This is a genomic window from Sphingobium mellinum, assembly GCF_037860795.1.
Taxonomy (GTDB): Bacteria; Pseudomonadota; Alphaproteobacteria; order Sphingomonadales; family Sphingomonadaceae; genus Sphingobium; species Sphingobium mellinum.
Map to the genome: position 1 here is coordinate 242,616 of NZ_JBANRK010000001.1, position 19,811 is coordinate 262,426.

Sequence of the window (19,811 nt, forward strand, 5' to 3'; positions counted from 1 at the left end):
CTTTGCCCCTGTCCCGGGGGCTCGACTGCGGCCCCTTTAACGACGACGGAGTGCAAGGAAAAGGTGCGATATCGCATTGCCTGGATCACCGAAGCCGCACTGACGCTGTCCGCCTGTGCCGCCGGACCTGACTACAAGGCGCCGCAGCCGGCGGCACTGGGCGTGCCCGCCACCTATTATTCAGCGCCGGGCAGCCTCGCCGTGAATGAAGCCGATCTCGCCAGCTGGTGGACGCGCCTCAACGACCCGGCGCTGAGCGGGCTGATCGACCAGGCGATCTCCGGAAATCTCGACATCGTCCAGGCTCAGGCCCGGCTGCGTCAGGCGCGGGAATCCCTGCGCCAGGCGAACGCCGCCTTCCTGCCGCAGGTGAACGCTTCGGGCAGTGGAGGCCGCTCCTATTCCAGTCGCGGCAGCAGCACGCGCGTCGATGACAATGGCAACGTCATTTCGACGGGGTCCGGCAACTGGTCGAGCAGCTATTCGCTCGGCGCCAATGCGAGCTGGCAGATCGACCTGTTCGGCGAACTTTCCCGGTCGGCCGAGGCCGCGCGCGCAGACCTCGCCGCCTCGGGATACGACCTTGCCAATGTGCGGATGACGATCATCGCCGAACTGGTGACCAATTATATTCAGGCGCGACAGGCGCAGGAGCAGCTGCGGATCGCCCGAGAGACACAGGCGGTCCAACGCGACAATTACAATATCGCCAGCTGGCGCCTGCAGGCCGGCCTTGTCTCCTCGCTCGATGAACAGCAGGCCCGCGCCCAACTTGCCCAGACCAGCGCCACGATCCCGCAGCTGGAAAACAGCCTGCGCGGCAGCCTCAATCGCATCGCCGTGTTGACGGGCCAGGTGCCGGGCGAGGCGACTCGCAGGCTCGAAACGCCCGCGCCTATTCCGAACGCATCGACGCAGATCACCGTTGGCATCCCGGCTGACACGCTACGTCAACGTCCTGATGTGCGCGCGGCCGAACGCGCGCTGGCCGCGGCAACCGCGCGCATCGGCGTCGCGCAGGCGCAGCTTTATCCCTCGCTGGGGATCAGCGGCAATATCGGCACCAGCGCCACCAGTATCAAAAATCTGTTCGACCTCGTCACTGGCGGCATCTTCGCCAATGTCGCGCAGGTGATTTTCGACGGTGGCCGTCTTGCCTCGCAGGTCCGGTCGCAAAAGGCCGCGACCGACGCCGCCTTCGCCGCCTACAAACAGAGCGTGCTGACCGCGCTCGAAGATGTGGAAAACGCCATGGCCGCGCTCACCAGCGCGCGACAGCGCAAGACCGAGTTCACAATCGCCTTCGAAGCGTCGAACAACGCCGCGCTGCTCGCCCGCAGCCAATATCAGGCCGGGCTCATCGACTTTCAGACGCTCTCCACCAGCGAAACCGCCCTTCTGAACGCGCGCAACAGCCTCGCCGCCGCCCAGGCCGACGAGGTGCTTGCCATCGCCCAGCTCTACAATGCGCTGGGTGGCGGCTGGCAGAACATGGACAAACGCCCGAATGAGCAATGATGTGAGCAAGGACCAGGACCAGGACCTCGACGACTTCCTTGGCACGCGCCCGGAAAAGCCGTGGCGCAAATGGATGATCCGGGGCGCGGTCGGCGTCGGGCTGCTGATCCTCGTCCTGCTCCTCGCACGCTGCTTTTCGGGCAGCGACAAGCCCAATTATGCGACGCGAGAAGCGCGCCGGGGTGACCTGACCGTCACGGTTTCGGCGACCGGAAACCTCAAGCCCATCAACCAGGTCGATGTGGGGTCCGAACAGTCGGGCAAGATCACGCGCGTCTATGTCGACGTGAACGACCGCGTCACCAAGGGCCAGCGGCTCGCCGAACTCGACACCCGCCGCCTCGTCGATACGATCAACCAGAACCGCGCGCAGGTCGCCGCCAGCCAGGCCGGCGTGGCGCAGGCGCAGGCGCAGGCCGCACTGGCAAAGGCCACGCTCGACCGCCAGCTGAACGTGTTCCGCCTTTCGGGCGGTCGTGTGCCCGCCAAGACCGAGCTGGACACCGCCCGCGCCAACTATGAGTCCGCCCTCGGCAACCTGCGCGCCCAGCAGGCGCAGGTCAGCGTTGCGCGCGCCCAGCTTTCGACCGCGCAGACCAATCTTTCGATCGCGCAGATTGTCTCGCCCGTAACCGGCGTGGTGCTCTCACGCGATATCGAGCCCGGCCAGACCGTGGCCGCTTCGCTGAACGCCCCTGTGCTCTTCACCATAGCGGAGGATCTGACGCAGATGGAAGTTCAGGTCGCGGTCGATGAGGCCGATGTCGGCCAGGTCAAGGAAGGCCAGTCCGCAACCTTTTCCGTCGACGCCTTCCCCGGCCGCAGCTTCCCGGCACGCGTAACCCGCGTCAATGTCGGCTCCAACGCATCGAGCAGTTCTTCGACATCGTCCTCGTCAAGCAGCAGCACCGCCAGCACGACCGGCACGGTGGTCGCCTATACCGCTGTCCTGTCCGTCGACAACAAGGACCAGACGCTGCGCCCCGGCATGACCGCAACCGCCGATGTCGTGACGCAGGAACTGCATGATGTGCTGCTTGTCCCCAACGCCGCGCTGCGCTTCAAGCCGACCGCCGCGGATCAGGGCGGTGGCATCACCAGCAAGATCGTGCCGGGTCCCCGCCGCTTCCGTCGCGGTGGCGCCAATCGCCAGGTCAGCTTCGGCATAGGGTCCAGCCAGACCGTCTATGTCGTGGGAGCCGATGGGGACCCGAAGGCGGTGCAGGTCACCGTGGGCGCCAGCGACGGCGCGCGCACGGTCATAACCGGCGGCGACCTCAAGCCCGGCATGCGCGTCATTACAGGCCAACTTGCAGCGGGGCAGGCGCAGCCAGCCGAAGACAATGCCGGGGGCAATGGCGGCGGCCCTCAGCCCGGCCGATCGGGCCAGGGCCGCGAGCCACGCGGGACCGGCCGTCAGAACGGAACCTGATCCGATGGCCGATCCCATCATCTCCCTGCGCGGCGTCACCAAGATCTACGGGTCCGGGCCGACAGCGTTCCCGGCCTTGAAAGGCATCGACCTCGACATCAGCGAAGGCGATTTCGTAGCCGTCATGGGGCCTTCGGGTTCGGGAAAGTCGACGACCATGAACATACTTGGCTGCCTCGACGTGCCATCGGCCGGGGAATTCCTGTTCAAGGGGCGCCATGTCGAAACGCTCGACCGCGACCAGCGCGCCTTGCTGCGCCGCCGTTATCTCGGCTTCGTGTTCCAGGGCTTCAATCTGCTCGCCCGCACCACGGCGCTGGAAAATGTGGAACTCCCGCTGCTCTATCGCGGCGAGGACAAGAAGACCCGCAACGAGGCCGGGATGGCCGCGCTCGACAAAGTGGGTCTGAAGGACTGGTGGGACCATACACCAGCCGAGTTGTCCGGCGGGCAGCAGCAGCGCGTGGCCATAGCCCGCGCGATCGTTACCTCGCCCGCCGTGCTGCTGGCGGATGAGCCGACCGGCAATCTCGATTCGGAACGCTCGATCGAGATCATGGAACTGCTGACCGACCTCAACCGGAACAGCGGCATCACCGTGCTCATGGTCACTCACGAACCGGACATGGCAGCCTTCGCCCGCACCATCGTCCACTTCAAGGATGGCCTTGTTGAGCAAATCGAGGACGGGGTGAGCGCCTGATGCTGGGCACCACCATCATCCTCGCCTTCCGCGCGATAAACCGGCACAAGCTGCGAAGCTTTCTGACGACACTTGGCATCATCATCGGCGTCGCGGCAGTCGTTACCATGGTGACGCTGGGCAACGGCGCCACCGCAGCCGTGCGGCAGCAGATCAGCTCGTTGGGCGCCAATGTCCTGCAACTGCGGCCCGGTCAGGGCTTTGGTCGCGGCGGCGGCGGCCCGCGCCCGCCCGACTTCAAGCCGGCGGACCTGTCCGCCATCGAAAACCAGCTGACCGGCGTCCGCGCCGTCGCGCCGATGGTCCAGTCCAGCGGGACCGCCATCTATGAAGGCTCCAACTGGTCGACCACTGTCTACGGAACCACCGCCGCCTATTTCGAAGTGCAGAGCTGGAAGGCCAGCGCCGGCCGCCTGTTCATGCCGGAGGAGGAGGAAGCGGGCAAACCCGTCTGCATCATCGGCAACACCGTGCGAACCAACCTCTTCCAGGGCAGCGATCCGGTGGGCAAGCGGCTGCGCATAAAGGGCGTGTCCTGCCAGGTGATCGGCGCGCTCGCGACACGCGGGCAAGGAGGGTTCGGCGATCAGGACGATGTCGTCGTCATGCCGATCAAGTTCGTTCAGCGCCGCTTTACTGGCGACCGTGACATCAGCCAGATCGTGATCGCGGTCGATGATGCCTATGACACCTCAACCGTGCAGGCGAGCCTGGAGCAGTTGATGCGCGAACGGCGCAAGCTGAAGCCTGGCGCGGAGGATAATTTCAACGTCTTCGACACAAAGCAGATTTCCGATACGCTGACCGGCACCACCACCATATTGACGCAGATCGTCGCGGCGGTGGCCGCGATTTCTCTGCTAGTGGGCGGCATCGGCATCATGAACATCATGCTCGTTTCCGTGACGGAGCGTACGCGCGAGATCGGCATTCGTCTTGCCATTGGCGCGGTCGCCCGCGAAGTGCTGATGCAATTCCTGGTGGAAGCGATCGTGCTATCCTGCCTCGGCGGGCTCATCGGGTTGTTCCTCGCGCTCCTCGCCTCGGTCGCCCTTGCGCCGTTGATGCAGGTACCCTTCATGTTCGATGTGAAGGTGAACCTCATCGCCTTCCTCTTTTCCGCCGCCATCGGCGTGGTCTTCGGCTATTTTCCGGCAAGGCGCGCCGCCGCGCTCAACCCGATCGATGCGCTGCGCCACGAATAGGGTCGTGAAATCGCCCTGTTACAATTTCCGACAATCTTTCGAGCGGACGGCACAAGTCTGCGACAATTGAGTCCTATCTCTGTCTTCGACGCCGGGAACGGCGGCAAGAGATTGAAAGGAAAGAGCATGTTCAAGACGTTTCTGCTGGCCATGAGCGCTACCACCATGATCGCGAGTCCGATGGTGACTGCCCAGGCGCAAGCCGCTCCGCAGCGGGAAGTTCATCGCGTCGTTAAGGAAGGCCCTCACGGCAGGACCGTCACCAGAACGACCGTTGTCCGCAAGAACGATCACCGGGGCGATTATCGCCGCTGGGCGAAGGGGCAGCGCTTCGATCGCCGCTACGCCAGCGACTACCGCGTCATCGACAATTACCGCGGCTATCGGCTGAGGACCCCGCCGCGAGGTTACCACTGGGTCCGATCGGGCAACGACGCGGTACTGGTCGCGATCACCAGCGGCATCATCGCTTCGGTCATCAGCGGCGCCATCCGTTAAGCGGACGCGCCTCCAGCAAAAAACCCGTGGAATGCCCCGGACCTCTCCTCCGGGGCATTTTTCATGATCTGGGTTAAACACCATATATCAATGCTTTGCGGTGAAGATCCGGTCATCAATCAACCGGAAACCGCCATGCCCCTCCATCAGATCATGTACATCAGCAGCGCGCATGGCGACATGACGCCCCTGCGTGCGCCGAAATCGCCCGCGCCGCTGCTGCCCGCAACAAGACCGAGGATGTGACCGGCCTACTTCTCTTCAACGGCAAGCGTTTCCTCCAGGTGCTGGAAGGTCCCCGCGAGGCGGTGGAGCGGGTCTATGATCGCGTATGCGCCGACGGCCGGCATTGCGCCGTCGTGAAGCTGCGCGAAACCGCCATCGCGGAACGCGAGTTCGGGAACTGGGCGATGGCCTACGACACCCCCTTCCAACGGTCGACCAGTCTCAAGGAAAAGGTCACGGCCCTGCTGGAACGGGCCGGCGGCTCGACCCGCGCCCACTTCGTCGGCACGGCCGAGATGCACCGGGCCTAGACCCAGCCCGTTAGACGACAGACGCCCGACCCACTGATACCGGCGAGCGATGTCATGTTGGGCGCCTCATTGATTCAGCGGGCGGTGTCGCGTCAAACCGGATGAAGCGCCGTCGCTCCACCTGCGCAAGCCCTTCGACAAACCCGACCGGGCCCAACTCGCCCTTGCCTTTCGGTCCCGCTTCGGTCATAGGCGCCGCTTCGCATGGCCCCGGGTGACTCGCGGCTGTGCGTGGCAATGCACGAGACGACAGCCGGAGGGGCGTTCCACATGGGGTGGGCGTCAGCGATCGGCCAACAGATGAGGCTTACCCATGGCTCTTTACGAGCATGTGTTCCTTGCGCGCCAGGATCTGGCACAGGCGCAGGTGGACGCGCTGGCGGAAACCGCCACCAAGATCGTCGAGGATAACAGCGGCAAGGTCACCAAGGTGGAAACCTGGGGCCTGCGCAGCCTCGCCTACAAGATCGCCAAGAACCGCAAGGCGCACTATGTGATGCTGAACATCGACGCCCCCGCCGGCGTCGTCGCGGAACTGGAGCGTCAGACCCAGATCAACGAAGACATCATCCGCTACATGACCGTGAAGGTCGACGAGCTGGAAACCGGCCCGTCGGTGATGATGCGCAAGCAGGAACGCTCTGAGCGTGGTGATCGCGGTCCCCGCGGTGATCGTGGTCCGCGCGAAGATCGCGGCCCGCGCCGCGAGCGCGACGAAGTCCCGGCTGGCGAATAAGGAGATCTGAAACATGGCACGCCCGTTTTTCCGCCGCCGCAAGAGCTGCCCCTTCGCCGCCAAGGATGCGCCGAAGATCGATTACAAGGACGTCCGTCTGCTGCAGGGCTTCGTGTCCGAACGCGGCAAGATCGTCCCCAGCCGCATCACTGCGGTATCCGCCAAGAAGCAGCGTGAACTGGCCCAGGCCATCAAGCGCGCTCGTCACCTGGGCCTGCTGCCCTACATCGTGAAGTGAGGGAGTAATCTCCATGGAAATCATTCTCCTCGAACGGATCGAGAAGCTGGGCGCCATCGGCGACGTTGTCACCGTGAAGGACGGTTACGCGCGTAACTTCCTGCTGCCTAACAAGAAGGCGCTGCGCTCCAACGCCGCCAACAAGAAGGTCTTCGAAACCAACCGCGCCAAGATCGAGGCTGAAAACGCCGCTCGCCGCTCGGACGCCGAAAAGGCTGCCGAAGGCGTAAATGGCAAGCAGATCGTGCTGATCCGCCAGTCGTCCAACGCCGGCCAGCTTTACGGTTCGGTCGCCGTTCGCGACATCGTTGAAGCGCTGCACGCCGAAGGCACCACCAACGTCAGCAAGGCGATGGTCGTGCTGGAGCGCCCGATCAAGACCCTCGGCGTCTTCGACGTCAAGGTTGCGCTGCACCCTGAAGTCGCCGTCACCATCACGGTGAACGTCGCCCGCTCGCCGGAAGAAGCCGAGCTTCAGTCGCAGGGCGTCGACGTGATGGCCGACCTGTTCGAAAAGGACGAGAGCGGCTTCACCGAAGACTATGATCCGAACGCGGAGCCCGGCGAAATCGCCGCCGCGACCGAAGAAGCTCCGGCCGAAGAAGCCTGACTTCCTCGTCGGACTGAACAAAGGAAGCCGCCCTTCACCGGGCGGCTTTTTTGTTGGAATTGCGGCCTTCCCGACAGCGAAGCGCTCTTCCGCGCCCTGAAGACCGGCTTTCGAATTCAGGTGCCCCCTCTCGCCCCGCCTGAGGCAACGAGGACGCCCGCCGCGAAATGGCGCTTCAAGCTGGATATGAAATATCTGACCTTCGGGGGGACGAATCGCACGCTCGGATAGATCGCCCAGATTTTGAGCGGTTTGGGGATTCCCTCGTCCATCGCAACCGGCTCGAGCCGGCCGTCAGCCACATCTTCGCGAGCCGCCCAGTCCGATAACAGGGCAATGCCCATGTCATGAACGGCAGCCTGGTGAAGCGCTTCGACCGAGTTTGCGCTGAACGCTCCATGGATCGGCTGGCGGAGGCCCTTTTGCCCGAACCGCCACTGCGTTGTTCCCGACTGGACGAGGCATTGATGCTCGGCCAGTTGGCCTATCGTGGTCGGCCGCCCCATCCGATCAAGATAGGCGGGGCTGGCATAGAGGGCCCGAGGATTGTCGGAAATCGCCTGCGCAATGAGACTGCTGTCCTGCAATATGCCGATCCGGATGGAACAATCGATTCCCTGACTGACAATGTCGACGATCCCGTCCTGCAGGAGGAGTTCGACCTTGAGACCGGGATGCTCTCGCAGGAATTGACCGATGAATGGCGTCAGGATTTTGCGCCCGAAAGGCACGGAAGCCGACAGGCGCAGCACGCCCGATATCGTCTCAACCGAGGGCTTGATCGCTTCCCTGAGTGATCGTTCCCCCTCGATCACAGCCAGCGCGTGAGGAAGAAGAGCCTCGCCCTCACTGGTGAGCGAGAGACTGCGAGTGGTGCGATGGGCGAGCCGGACGCCCAGTTCAGCCTCCAACGCGGCCAGGCGGCGGGATGCCGTCATCGTCGGTATCTTCAACCGACGCGCGGCAGCGGCAAGGCTGCCAGCATCCACCGCCTCTACGAAGACAACAAGGTTCGAAAGGTTGATCATATCGTTTTACGTTATGCTGGCCTATCAAGATCAGCAACTACCCCGCACCATGTGAATGTTGCATCTAGGCGTCGTCCCATCAAAAAGGCCACGTCATGAGCACCATACACAGCGCGCAAGCTCCGACAATTCACGCTTCTTCAGACCAGGCGTCGCCCGGTTTGTCGGGTGGGCTTACGCTCACCATGTCCATCGCCGCGGGTGTCGCCGTGGCGAATATCTATTACAACCAGCCAATGATCGGGATTATGGAGAATGACCTCCCAGGACCGGTCACGAAGATGATCCCCACGGCCACGCAGCTGGGCTATGCGGCTGGGCTATTCCTCCTCGTTCCCATGGGTGACCTGCTGGAGCGGAAGCGCCTGATCGTGCTGCAATTTTCTGTCCTTGCCGCCCTTCTCACCGTCGCCGCCGTCGCTCCGACCGGACCGGTGCTGCTGCTCGCCTCACTGGCCGTTGGCGCGATGGCGACGGTCGCACAGCAGATAGTCCCATTTGCCGCGCATCTTTCGCCGCCTGAGCGTCGCGGAAGCACCGTCGGCACGGTGATGGCCGGAATATTGTGCGGCATATTGCTCAGCCGGACGCTCGCGGGATTTGTCGCGAGCCACGCCGGCTGGCGCGAGATGTTCTGGCTGGGCATTCCCCTGGCCCTCGCCGCAGCGTTGCTGATGGCCTGGCGCCTGCCCTCGAGCACACCCTCTTCCGATCTGCGTTACGGGGAATTGCTGAAGTCGATGGCCACGCTGTGGCGGGAGTTGCCCGCCCTGCGTCGCGCCGCCACGACCCAAGCGCTTCTGTTCGGCGCGTTTTCGATTTTCTGGACGGTGCTGGCCCTTCACCTGCAGGAACCGCGTTTCGGACTGGGCGCAGATGCGGCCGGCCTTTTCGGTATCGTTGGCGCCGTCGGTATATTGGCGGCGCCACTGGCCGGCCGCTTTGCCGACAAGCGCGGTCCTCGTCAGGTTATCGCCTTTGGAGCAGCCCTGACGCTCGTGGCATGGGCTGTCCTGGGTCTGTCGCCCGGTCTGGCGGGCATGGTCGTCGGTGTGATCCTGCTGGACTTCGCGGTGCAGAGCGCCCTCGTTTCGAACCAGCACATCATCTACGCGCTTCGCGCCGATGCCCGGGCGCGTCTCAACACCATATTCATGGGATCGATGTTTCTGGGCGGGGCAGCAGGCTCTGCCACCGCAATGGCTGTCTGGAGCGGGTTCGGCTGGACAGGCGTCAGCATCGCCGCCGCCGCTCTCGCCTTGCTTGCCACGGGGCTGCAGTGCCGGAACCTGGCGAGCAAGGATTGATCGCCCGCGCCTTTCAGGCCAATGACCGTCGCTGGCCTGATCGCTGACAAGGGCGTCGATGCACTCCACCACCCACATATACAGGGATGCGCTTATCCTGCCCCGCTGGCCAATAGTGGTGGCGCTGGCGCTACTGCTCTGTTCGCTGCTGTTGTTCTGGCCGGGCATCGCCGGATATGACACGCTAACGCAATATCAGCAGATACTCGCCCAGAGCTATGATGATTGGCACCCGCCGATCATGGCCCGTCTGTGGTCCGTGCTCTTGTTACTCGATCACGGGTCGGGTCCGATGCTCGCGCTCCAGTTCACGGGTTACTGGGTGGGAATTGGCCTGCTCGCGCAGCCGATGGCCCGGGGGAAAGCAGCCGCGCTCCTCGCACTGGGGGCGTCGCCGCTCTTCGTCGGCTGGGTCGCTCTTGTGCTCAAGGACAGTCAAATGATCGGAGCGCTGAGCCTGGCCAGCGGCTGTATCGGCCATTACCGGCTCAGGAACCGGCCGATTACGCTACCTGCCCTGATCATAGCCTGCCTGTGCCTCGCCTACGCAACGCTCGTCCGGGCGAACGGCGCTTTTTCGACGGTGCCCCTGGCGGTGCTGCTCCTCCCCACTCCCCTGAAGCCGCTTACCCGCCTGGCCGCCATAGCAGCCGGCATTTTCGCCATCCTGCTGTTATCGCAGCCCATCAACCAGCGGCTATTGGGTGCGCAGGATAGCGGAGTTCGCCGGAGCGAACCCATATATGACCTCGCCGCCATCGCGGTGCGCACGGGAGAGCGGCCTGCCGGGCTCGACCCGCAGGCTGCCCGGGCGCTGACGACCCATGATTGCGTCAAGCCGCTCTTCTGGGACCGCCTGGGCGAAGTCCCGGCCTGCGCTTCCGTCGTGCGCCCGTGGACCAAGGCACCGGTCGGCTGGCTTTACGGCCAACTGGCTCGCGCGGCGCTCGCCCATCCGGTGGCTTATGTCAGTCACCGGATGGCGCATCTCAATTCGACCGAGCGCTGGATCGTCCCGCTGCACTGGCCGCTAGCCGCACCGCCAGCCGAGGCCGAGCCCAATGACCTCGGTTTCCCCAATCCTTCGGTCGTGGCAGCCCATTGGCAGAAGCTGGCCGGCTGGGTCGCTGAAACACCCTTAGGCTGGCCGGTGATCTGGCTCGCCCTCGCTCTTTGGGGAATAGGGATCGCCAGTACGCGCGCGTCGGCCAATGACCGGACCCTCGCCCTGGCACTGCTGGCATCGGCCCTGGTCCAGGAGGCCAGTTTTGCCGTCATCAGCATTTCGTCGGACCTGCGCTACCATCTCTGGCCCATGTTCGCGACAGCGTTGGCTTGGGTGATCCTGTGGCGACCAGGCATGGCCGGAGTGCGATATCGCCCAGCCCTCGCCGCGCTCGGCTTCCTGTTGTTATCTGGCACCATCGCGCGCTTGACCCTGCCCACACCGCCAACCTGCTATGCTGACCTGATGAAGTGACGCGTATTCGGCCGCACTGGCCCTTGCACGGAGCGAGGACCCTTCCCTCCCCGCCCCTCCTTGTTCTATGGCGATCACCACATTTCCCAAGGGGAACGAGAACTTGATCCTTGACCTCGCCGCCGCCGCTGCTTCAGGCGCCATCCGTTTCGATCAGCTGGGGCTCAGCCCGGTCGCGCTCGACCTCGGCTTCTTCACGCTGAAATGGTACAGCCTCGCCTATCTGGCCGGCATTTTGATCGGCTACTGGTATCTGTTGAGGCTCATTGCCCAGCCCGGATCGCCGATGGCGCGGCGGCATGCCGACGACATGATCTTCTATGCGACGCTTGGCATCATCATCGGCGGTCGGCTGGCCTATGTCTTCTTCTACCAGCCAGAGATCCTGCAACACCCGCTGGATGTATTCAAATTGTGGAATGGCGGCATGTCGTTCCACGGAGGCGCGATCGGCGTGTCGCTCGGCATCCTTTACATGGCGCGCAAGGAAAAGCTCAGTTGGCTGCGCATTCATGACTTCGTCGCCTGCTGCGTGCCCTTCGGCCTGTTCTTCGGGCGCCTCGCCAATTTCGTGAACGGCGAATTATGGGGCAAGGAGACTGACGTCCCCTGGGCCATGATATTCCCCACCGGCGGCCCCTTTCCCCGCCATCCGAGCCAACTTTACGAAGCCTTTTTCGAAGGCATCATCCTCTTTCTGATCCTTGCCTTCGCCTTCTGGAAGACGCGTGCCCGCTACAAGCCGGGGATGCTGGTCGGCCTGTTCCTGCTGTTCTATGGCCTCTTCCGCTTCGGCGTCGAATATTTCCGCGAAGCCGATGCGCAATTGATGGAATTCGCCGCGCGTACCGGGCTGCACATGGGCCAGTGGCTTTGCCTGCCGATGATCCTGGGCGGCCTCTACCTGGTGGTGACTGCCAAGAGCCGCCTGGTTCGCGTGGAACCGATCGCGGGGAGCGCGAGTGTCAGCTGAACCGTCGAGCCTTTCGGAACGGCTTGCGCGGCAGATCGACGCGGGCGGCCCGATCTCGGTCGCGCATTATATGGCCGAATCGAACCAGCATTATTACAGCACCCGCGATCCGCTGGGCGCGGATGGTGATTTCACCACCGCGCCCGAGATCAGCCAGATGTTCGGGGAGTTGATCGGCCTCTGCCTTGCCGACACATGGATGCGGTCCGGCAGCCGTCCGGACGCATTCTATGCAGAGCTGGGCCCGGGCCGCGGCACATTGGCTTCCGACGCCCTGCGCGCAATGAGCAGCACCGACTTCGTGCCGCGTACGCATTTTGTCGAGACAAGCCTTGCCCTGCGCGAGCGGCAGCGGGCGCTCATCCCCAATGTCTTCCACCATGACTCCGTCGGCGCGCTGCCGGCCGACGGTCCGCTGCTGGTCATCGCCAACGAATTTTTCGACGCGCTGCCGGTTCGGCAGCTGGTGCGTACCGAGATGGAGTGGCGCGAGCGCGTCGTGATCCGTCCCGACCCCGCCGAGCCGGACCGTTTCCTTGCCATGGCGGGATATCGCCGCGTCGAATCGCCCGTGCCCGCGATCGCGGCGGATGCGTCGGAGGGCGCGATCTTGGAAATCCCGCTGGCCGGCACGGCGATTGCGCTGGAACTGGCCCAGCGTATCGCGCGCCAGGGCGGCGCTGCAATCATCATCGACTATGGCTATGAAGGACCAGCCGTAGGCGACACGCTACAAGCCGTGCGCAATCATCAGTTCGCCGACCCCTTCCTGCAGCCGGGCGAAAGCGACCTGACCACCCATGTCGATTTCACGATGATCGGCAACATGGCCCGCCAGGCGGGTCTGCGCATATTGGGGCCGGTAGGCCAGGGCGCCTTTCTGCGTCAGTTGGGCATTGACCATCGGGCCGAGCAGCTCGCCCGTGGCGCCCCCGCTCGCGCTGAGGAAATCGAAACGGCGCGCCACCGGCTGACCGACCATGACGCCATGGGCACGTTGTTCAAGGCGATGGCCTGGGTCCATCCGGACTGGGCCGACCCGGCCGGCTTCAACAGCTGAGCGCAATCAGTCTTCCTGATGATAACGGCTCAGCCGCCGGATGAAGCCGATCAGGCCCGTCTGCCTGCTCCGCTTCATCCGTTCGGCATGCAGGATCGTCTGCACACGGCGAAAACAGTCGTCCGCATCGACATTGCACAGCACATAGTCATAGCCGTCCCAATGGGCGATTTCGTTGGCGGCTCGGGCCATTCGCCCGGCAATCACTTCCTCGCTATCCGTGGCCCGGCCACGCAGACGTCGCTCCAGTTCCTCCATGGACGGCGGCAGAATGAACACGCGCACGACGTCGCCGCCGGCGATCTGGTGCAATTGCTGTGCGCCCTGCCAATCGATGTCGAACAGCACGTCGCGCCCGCTCTTGAGCATCGCCTCGACGGGCGCGCGCGGCGTGCCGTAACGCTGGCCGAACACATGCGCCCATTCCAGAAACTCATGGTCCGCCGTCATCCGGCGGAATTCTTCCAGGTCGACGAAATGATAATCCTTGCCGTCGACCTCACCCGGCCGCATCGGCCGCGTCGTCGCGGAAACCGACATGGCCAGATCCGGCTCGGCCACGAGCAGCTTGCGCGCAATAGTGGATTTGCCGGCGCCCGAGGGGGACGACAGAACGAAAAGCACGCCACGACGCTTGAAATCGGGCGCTTCAGTGGGAATGCTGTCAGCCATGGCCGCTAGTGACGCCGTGGATGGCGTTTGGCAAGAGGTCTGAAGGGGGCATGATCTTGAGACGCAAGCGGATGCGCAATCAGCGCGGGTTTCTGATCGCGGGGCTGATCGCGCTCGCGACATGCGCCCTTCTGTTTCTGATGGGCCGCCCTGCGATCTGTACCTGCGGCTATGTCGAACTGTGGCACGGGCGGCTGGACAGCGGGAACAGCCAGCATATCGCCGACTGGTACAGCCTAAGCCATGTGATCCATGGGTTTCTATTCTATGCCGTTACGTGGGCAATCATGCGGCGGCAACCCGTTGGTCCCCGACTCGCCGTAGCCGTTGCAGTGGAATCCTTGTGGGAGCTGTTGGAAAATTCACCTGTCATCATCGATCGCTACCGGAGCGCGACGATCGCGCTGGGCTACAGCGGCGACAGTATCCTCAATTCGATGAGCGACATCAGCATGATGGTGATCGGCTTCCTCTTCGCCGCAAGGGCGCCCGCGGCAGTGACGATAACCGTCGGGATCGCGCTTGAACTCATCGCCCTGGCGGTGATCCGCGACAATCTGACGCTGAACGTGCTGATGCTGGTGTGGCCGATCGAAGCGGTGAAGGTCTGGCAGTCCGCTCTTTAGGGCTGGGTGTTGCCACGCGCCTTGCGGGCTTCCTCGATCAGGATCGGCTCATTGCCCTGGTCCCGCAGCGCCTTGGCCGCGCGCCGGCGGTCGGCCTCCCGCTTTGTTTCATAGGCCTTGCCAGCCAGATAAGCGCTGGTGACGAACAAGGCGCCGAAAGGATAGCGCATGATCAGCCGCTTTGCCCCCGCCCCCGCAAGCAGGCCGACGACGCCCTTCTTGCCAGTTGCCGCCGCCACACGAGCCGCAACGACCGCCGCGCCCAACCGCGCGGTCTTGCGCAGCAAGCCGGACTTTCGCGAGGGGCGAACGGTGACAAGCGGCTGGGTGGGGACTCGTTTCTTCATAGCCCCTCAATGTATCGGATGGGCGCCGGTTCCGCCAGCATCACACCATATTTTCCGGCCGCACCAGCCGATCGAACGACGCCTCGTCGACGAGGCCAAGCGCAATGCCGGCCTGCTTGAGCGTCAGGCCGTGCGCGTGGGCATGTTTGGCGATTTTCGCCGCATTGTCATAGCCGATCTCTGGCGCGAGCGCGGTCACCAGCATCAGCGAACGATCAACCAGTTCCGCGATGCGCACCTCGTTGGGCTCCAGCCCCTCGACGCAGCGTTTTGCGAAACTGTCCATCCCGACGCTCAACAGATGGATGGAGCGCAGCACCGCCGCGCCGATCATCGGCTTGAAGACATTCAGTTCCAGGTGCCCCTGCAAACCGCCGATCGTCGCCGCCTGATGGTTACCGATGACCTGCGCCGCGACCATCGTCAGCATCTCGCATTGCGTGGGATTGACCTTGCCCGGCATGATCGAACTGCCCGGTTCGTTGGCGGGAAGGTCGAGTTCGGCAAGGCCCGATCGTGGCCCGCTGCCCAACAGCCTTATGTCATTGGCGATCTTGGTGAGGGCAACCGCCAGCGTTGCCAGGGTAGAGGATAAATGAACCAGCGGGTCGTTCGACGCCAGGGCTTCGAACTTGTTTTCTGCCGTGCGGAACGGCAATCCGGTGAGCGCGGCGATCTCACGGGCCATCGCCTGGCCGAAGCCGGCTGGGGCGTTGAGACCCGTTCCCACGGCTGTCCCGCCCTGCGCCAGCGCCGTCATACCGTGCATCACGGCAGGTTCTATCCGCTTGCGGCATCGATACAGCTGGTGCGCGTAGCCGGAAAACTCCTGCCCCAGGGTGAGCGGCGTTGCATCCTGCAAATGCGTGCGGCCGATCTTCACGATTCCGGCCCAGCCCTTCGCCTTGTCGTCAATCGCCTTGTGCAGCCGATCCAGCGCGGGAAAGAGCGCCTCGGTTGCCGCGCGGGCGGCAGCGATGTGGAGCGCGGTGGGAAAGCTGTCGTTGGAAGATTGCCCCATATTTACATGATCATTGGGGTGAACCGGAGTCTTACCACCCCGCTTGCCGGTCAGCGCCTCATTCGCGATACCGGCGATCACCTCATTGACGTTCATGTTGGACTGGGTGCCGCTGCCGGTCTGCCAGATGACGAGCGGGAATTGATCATCATGTCCACCCTCGATTACCTGAGCAGAGGCGGCCTCGATCGCGTCGGCCAGATCGGAAGCCAGTCCATGGCTGCGATTGACCCGCGCCGCCGCCTGCTTGATGATGGCGAGCGCATGAACGATGCCGATCGGCATTTGCTCGTCCGCGCCAAAGGGGAAATTCTCGATACTGCGCTGGGTCTGCGCCCCCCAATAGGCGCTGGCCGGCACCTCGATGGCGCCGATGCTGTCGGTTTCGGTGCGGGTCTTCATCTGCGACTCCCGAAAGGCGCGCCGTCCGCCCTGAACCTCCCGAAGGGCGCTCCTCGGAAATGAGGAAGAAAAGGCTTCGACAAGCTCAGCCCGCACGGGGTGAGTTCAAGAAACTATCTGGGAAGCGAAGCGACTGTCCGCCAGCCCTTATTTCTTCTTGTTGAAATCGACGGTAACGACATTCGATCCGTCCTCGGTCTTTACGAGCGGCGCGTCATTCTCCGCCTCTTCATGCGGCTCCGGCGCGCCGTCCGACTGGACCTGGAACTGCAGCGCGAAATTGACGGCGGGATCGACGAATGCGGTGATGGCGGCAAAGGGAATGTGCAGATGCGCCGCGACCTGGTTGAAGGTCAGGCTGACGGCGAAGGCATCTTCATCGACCTTCAGATCCCAGAATTTGTTCTGTAGCACGATCGTCATCTCGTCAGGGAAGCGCTCGACGAGATGGCGTGGAATATCGACGCCCACGGCCTGGGTCTTGAATGTGATATAGAAATGATGGCTGCCCGGCAGGCCGCCGGACCGTTCGACCTCACCCAGGACCCGGCCCACCACCGCGCGCAGGGCCTCCTGCACGATTTCATCATAGGGAATCAGGCTGTCGGGCAAGTCTTCGCTCATCCCGCAATGTCCTAGCGGCGCGACGCGGCGGGTCAAGTGTGCCCCACACATGCAACGCCACATTGCATGGCGCCACCAGTTCGTTATACGGCGCAGCCATGCGCACGGCCGAAATTCACCGCAACACTGCGGAAACGCAGATCGACGTGACCGTCAACCTGGACGGGACCGGCATCTACACCGTCTCCACCGGCATCGGCTTTCTCGATCATATGATCGAGCAGCTGTCGCGCCACTCGCTGATCGACATGACCGTGCGGACGGTCGGCGACCTGCATGTCGACCAGCATCACACGACGGAAGATACCGCCATCGCCATCGGCGAGGCGGTAGCCAAAGCGCTCGGCGACAAGCGGGGCATCTCCCGATACGGCACGGCCTATGCGCCGATGGACGAGACGCTGACACGCGTGTCGCTCGACATTTCCGGTCGCCCCTGGCTAGTGTTCAAGGCCCCTTTCACCGTCCCGCGGCTGGGCGAGTGGGACACCGAGATGATCGAGCACTGGTTCCACAGCTTCGCTCAGGCGGCCGGGATCACGTTGCACGTCGAAAATCTCTACGGCGGCAACAATCATCATGTCGTCGAAAGCTGCTTCAAGGGCCTTGCCCGTGCGCTGCGCCAGGCGGTGGAGATCGATCCGCGCAAGGCGGACGCGATCCCGTCCACCAAGGGGATGTTGTGACCGCGCTGGCTCTCATCGATTACGGCGCAGGCAACCTTCATTCGGTCTATAACGCCCTGCGCAAGGCGGGCGCGAGCGACGTCACCATCACCGCCGATGCCGATGTGGTGGCAAACGCAGACCGCATCGTGCTGCCGGGCGTGGGCGCCTTCCGCGCTTGCCGCGACGCGCTGGTCGCCATCCCCGGCATGGTAGATGCCATGAACCGGGCGGTTGGCACGCGGGGCACGCCGTTCCTGGGCGTTTGTGTCGGCATGCAATTGCTCGCGGACGCGGGCGAGGAATTCGGCCGGCATGAGGGGCTGGGCTGGATCCCCGGCACCGTTCGCCTGATCGAGCCGGCCGATCCCGCGATCAAGGTGCCGCACATGGGCTGGAACGACGTGATCCTGAACGGGACGCCGCCCCTGCTCGAAGCGGGCGAGGCCTATTTTCTGCACAGCTACCATTTCGAAGCGGCCGATCCTGCGCATGTCGCGGCGGTGACACACCACGGCGCCCCTCTGGTCGCCGCCGTTGCCCGCGACACGATCATCGGCTGCCAGTTTCATCCCGAGAAGAGCCAGAGCTATGGCCTCTCTTTCCTCTCCCGCTTTCTGGAGTGGCGTCCTTGAGCCTCATCGTCTTTCCCGCCATCGATCTGAAAGGCGGCCAGGTCGTCCGCCTTGCCGAGGGCGACATGAACCGCGCCACGATCTATGGCGATGATCCTGCGGCACAGGCGCTGATCTTCGCCGAAGCGGGCGCACAACATCTCCATGTCGTCGATCTCGACGGCAGCTTCGCCGGTCACGCCGTCAATGCCGAAGCGGTCGAACGCATCGTCGCGGCCTTTCCAGGCCATGTCCAGTTGGGCGGCGGCATCCGCAATCGGGAAGCGGTCGAGCACTGGTTTGACCTCGGCGTGTCGCGCATCGTCATCGGCACCGCCGCGCTCAAGGACCCGGAATTCGTAAAGACCGCCGCGCGCGATTTCCCGGGCGGCATCGTGGTCGCCGTAGATGCCCGCGACGGCTTTGTCGCGACCGATGGCTGGGCGGAAAAATCGGACATGGCGGTCGCCGACCTCGCCCGCCGCTTCGAGGATGCCGGTGTGGCCAGCCTGCTGTTCACAGATGTGGGCCGCGACGGCCTGCTGAAGGGCTGCAACATCGATGCAACGGTCGACCTAGCCCGCTCCACCGACATTCCGGTGATCGCCAGCGGCGGCGTAGCGGGCATCGCCGATATCCGCATCCTCAGCCTCCATGCCGACGAAGGCATCGAAGGCGTCATTACGGGCCGCGCGCTCTATGATGGCCGGCTTGACCTCAAGGCCGCACTCGCAGTGGCGAAGGCGGCGGCATGACCGTCCGCACCCGCGTCATCCCCTGCCTCGATGTCGCCAATGGCCGCGTGGTCAAGGGCGTCAACTTCGTCGACCTGCGCGACGCCGGCGATCCGGTGGAACAGGCGCGGGTATATGATGCGGCGGGCGCCGACGAACTCTGCTTTCTGGACATCACGGCGACGCATGAGGCGCGCGGCACGATCCTGGATGTGGTACGCCGCACCGCCGAAGTCTGCTTCATGCCCGTCACCGTGGGCGGCGGCGTTCGGAGCCCGGAGGACGCGCGGGCCTTGCTGCTCGCTGGCGCTGACAAGGTGGCGGTCAATAGCGCGGCGGTAGCTCGCCCCGAAGTCGTCGCCGAGATCGCCGACCGGTTCGGCAGTCAGTGCGTGGTGGGATCGGTCGATGCGCGCAGCGTGGGGGACGATCGCTGGGAAATCTTCACCCATGGCGGCCGGAAGCCAACCGGCATCGACGCCATCGAACACGCGATCCGTCTGGCCGAACTGGGCGCGGGCGAATTGCTGGTAACCTCCATGGATGGTGACGGGACGCGCCAGGGCTATGACCTCGCCCTCACCCGCACCATTGCCGACGCCGTGTCCATCCCGGTCATCGCCAGCGGCGGCGTCGGTACGCTCCAGCATCTGGTCGAGGGCGTGATCGAAGGTCATGCCAGCGCCGTGCTCGCCGCCTCCATCTTCCATTTCGGACAGCATAGCATCGCCGAAGCGCATCAGGCTCTTGCCGCCGCCGGGGTTCCGGTTCGGGCTGGCTGA

The 19,811-nt window shown here is 64.0% G+C and carries 23 protein-coding genes; 18 read left to right on the forward strand and 5 right to left on the reverse strand.

Features of this window, described 5'->3' with window-relative positions; all coding sequences use genetic code 11:
• Window positions 1-63 precede the first annotated feature (63 nt).
• From AAC640_RS01200 to rplI, 9 genes are all read left to right on the forward strand, one after another.
• A complete protein-coding gene (locus AAC640_RS01200; protein WP_340264251.1) occupies window positions 64-1,518 on the forward strand; it encodes an efflux transporter outer membrane subunit in 1,455 nt (484 codons plus the stop codon).
• The gene (locus AAC640_RS01205) at window positions 1,508-2,950 is read left to right on the forward strand and encodes an efflux RND transporter periplasmic adaptor subunit (protein ID WP_340264252.1); all 1,443 of its coding nucleotides are present in this window, start codon (window positions 1,508-1,510) and stop codon (window positions 2,948-2,950) included. Before AAC640_RS01200 ends, AAC640_RS01205 begins: the two co-directional genes overlap by 11 nt.
• A gap of 4 nt (window positions 2,951-2,954) precedes the next feature.
• Complete coding sequence (locus tag AAC640_RS01210) at window positions 2,955-3,653, forward strand: ABC transporter ATP-binding protein (protein WP_340264253.1); 699 nt, start codon at window positions 2,955-2,957, stop codon at window positions 3,651-3,653.
• Window positions 3,653-4,858 carry an ABC transporter permease gene (locus AAC640_RS01215; RefSeq protein ID WP_340264254.1) on the forward strand — a complete coding sequence of 402 codons (1,206 nt, stop codon included), beginning with the start codon at window positions 3,653-3,655 and terminating at the stop codon, window positions 4,856-4,858. The genes AAC640_RS01210 and AAC640_RS01215 overlap by 1 nt, the downstream gene beginning before the upstream one ends.
• 126 nt (window positions 4,859-4,984) lie before the next feature.
• Window positions 4,985-5,356 carry an RcnB family protein gene (locus AAC640_RS01220; protein ID WP_340264255.1) on the forward strand — a complete coding sequence of 124 codons (372 nt, stop codon included), beginning with the start codon at window positions 4,985-4,987 and terminating at the stop codon, window positions 5,354-5,356.
• A 242-nt stretch (window positions 5,357-5,598) separates the two neighbouring features.
• Entirely contained in the window at window positions 5,599-5,892 is a 294-nt protein-coding gene (locus AAC640_RS01225; RefSeq protein ID WP_340264256.1) for a BLUF domain-containing protein, read from the forward strand.
• Between the two features lie 313 nt (window positions 5,893-6,205).
• Window positions 6,206-6,628 carry a 30S ribosomal protein S6 gene (rpsF, locus tag AAC640_RS01230; protein ID WP_340264257.1) on the forward strand — a complete coding sequence of 141 codons (423 nt, stop codon included), beginning with the start codon at window positions 6,206-6,208 and terminating at the stop codon, window positions 6,626-6,628.
• 13 nt (window positions 6,629-6,641) lie between these two features.
• The gene (gene rpsR, locus AAC640_RS01235) at window positions 6,642-6,866 is read left to right on the forward strand and encodes a 30S ribosomal protein S18 (RefSeq protein WP_004212076.1); all 225 of its coding nucleotides are present in this window, start codon (window positions 6,642-6,644) and stop codon (window positions 6,864-6,866) included.
• Between the two features lie 13 nt (window positions 6,867-6,879).
• Window positions 6,880-7,476 carry a 50S ribosomal protein L9 gene (rplI, locus tag AAC640_RS01240; protein ID WP_340264258.1) on the forward strand — a complete coding sequence of 199 codons (597 nt, stop codon included), beginning with the start codon at window positions 6,880-6,882 and terminating at the stop codon, window positions 7,474-7,476.
• A gap of 116 nt (window positions 7,477-7,592) precedes the next feature.
• On the opposite strand, the gene AAC640_RS01245 is transcribed toward rplI, so the two are convergent.
• Window positions 7,593-8,504, reverse strand: a complete 912-nt coding sequence (locus AAC640_RS01245; protein ID WP_340264259.1) for a LysR family transcriptional regulator — start codon at window positions 8,502-8,504, stop codon at window positions 7,593-7,595.
• A 95-nt stretch (window positions 8,505-8,599) separates the two neighbouring features.
• Here AAC640_RS01245 and AAC640_RS01250 point away from each other — a divergent pair, with 95 nt between their 5' ends.
• From AAC640_RS01250 to AAC640_RS01265, 4 genes are all read left to right on the forward strand, one after another.
• Window positions 8,600-9,811 (forward strand): MFS transporter, encoded by a 1,212-nt coding sequence (locus AAC640_RS01250; RefSeq protein WP_340264260.1) that lies wholly within the window; start codon window positions 8,600-8,602, stop codon window positions 9,809-9,811.
• Between the two features lie 58 nt (window positions 9,812-9,869).
• Window positions 9,870-11,291, forward strand: coding sequence for a hypothetical protein (locus AAC640_RS01255; protein WP_340264261.1), 1,422 nt, complete (start codon window positions 9,870-9,872; stop codon window positions 11,289-11,291).
• Between the two features lie 67 nt (window positions 11,292-11,358).
• A complete protein-coding gene (gene lgt, locus AAC640_RS01260; protein ID WP_340264262.1) occupies window positions 11,359-12,264 on the forward strand; it encodes a prolipoprotein diacylglyceryl transferase in 906 nt (301 codons plus the stop codon).
• On the forward strand, window positions 12,254-13,324 hold the full coding sequence (locus AAC640_RS01265; protein ID WP_340264263.1) for a class I SAM-dependent methyltransferase: 1,071 nt from the start codon (window positions 12,254-12,256) through the stop codon (window positions 13,322-13,324). Before lgt ends, AAC640_RS01265 begins: the two co-directional genes overlap by 11 nt.
• A 6-nt stretch (window positions 13,325-13,330) precedes the next feature.
• Here the strand turns inward: AAC640_RS01265 and gmk are convergent, their stop codons facing one another.
• Window positions 13,331-13,996 (reverse strand): guanylate kinase, encoded by a 666-nt coding sequence (gmk, locus tag AAC640_RS01270; protein ID WP_340264264.1) that lies wholly within the window; start codon window positions 13,994-13,996, stop codon window positions 13,331-13,333.
• 50 nt (window positions 13,997-14,046) lie between these two features.
• Here gmk and AAC640_RS01275 point away from each other — a divergent pair, with 50 nt between their 5' ends.
• A complete protein-coding gene (locus AAC640_RS01275) occupies window positions 14,047-14,622 on the forward strand; it encodes a DUF2585 domain-containing protein (protein ID WP_340264265.1) in 576 nt (191 codons plus the stop codon).
• Here the strand turns inward: AAC640_RS01275 and AAC640_RS01280 are convergent.
• The 3 genes from AAC640_RS01280 to AAC640_RS01290 all read right to left on the reverse strand — a co-directional run bounded on the left by AAC640_RS01280 (window position 14,619) and on the right by AAC640_RS01290 (window position 17,016).
• Window positions 14,619-14,969, reverse strand: coding sequence for a hypothetical protein (locus AAC640_RS01280; RefSeq protein ID WP_340264266.1), 351 nt, complete (start codon window positions 14,967-14,969; stop codon window positions 14,619-14,621). The genes AAC640_RS01275 and AAC640_RS01280 overlap by 4 nt on opposite strands.
• Window positions 14,970-15,009: 40 nt before the next feature.
• On the reverse strand, window positions 15,010-16,392 hold the full coding sequence (fumC, locus tag AAC640_RS01285; protein ID WP_340264267.1) for a class II fumarate hydratase: 1,383 nt from the start codon (window positions 16,390-16,392) through the stop codon (window positions 15,010-15,012).
• Between the two features lie 147 nt (window positions 16,393-16,539).
• Window positions 16,540-17,016, reverse strand: coding sequence for an SspB family protein (locus AAC640_RS01290; RefSeq protein WP_340264268.1), 477 nt, complete (start codon window positions 17,014-17,016; stop codon window positions 16,540-16,542).
• Between the two features lie 98 nt (window positions 17,017-17,114).
• On the opposite strand from AAC640_RS01290, the gene hisB reads away from it, so the two are divergent.
• From hisB to hisF, 4 genes are read left to right on the forward strand one after another with little or no spacing between them, the layout of a single operon-like run.
• On the forward strand, window positions 17,115-17,702 hold the full coding sequence (hisB, locus tag AAC640_RS01295; protein ID WP_340264269.1) for an imidazoleglycerol-phosphate dehydratase HisB: 588 nt from the start codon (window positions 17,115-17,117) through the stop codon (window positions 17,700-17,702).
• On the forward strand, window positions 17,699-18,316 hold the full coding sequence (gene hisH / locus AAC640_RS01300) for an imidazole glycerol phosphate synthase subunit HisH (RefSeq protein ID WP_340264270.1): 618 nt from the start codon (window positions 17,699-17,701) through the stop codon (window positions 18,314-18,316). Before hisB ends, hisH begins: the two co-directional genes overlap by 4 nt.
• Window positions 18,313-19,050 (forward strand): 1-(5-phosphoribosyl)-5-[(5-phosphoribosylamino)methylideneamino]imidazole-4-carboxamide isomerase, encoded by a 738-nt coding sequence (hisA, locus tag AAC640_RS01305; RefSeq protein WP_340264271.1) that lies wholly within the window; start codon window positions 18,313-18,315, stop codon window positions 19,048-19,050. The genes hisH and hisA overlap by 4 nt, the downstream gene beginning before the upstream one ends.
• A complete protein-coding gene (gene hisF, locus AAC640_RS01310) occupies window positions 19,047-19,811 on the forward strand; it encodes an imidazole glycerol phosphate synthase subunit HisF (RefSeq protein ID WP_340264272.1) in 765 nt (254 codons plus the stop codon). Before hisA ends, hisF begins: the two co-directional genes overlap by 4 nt.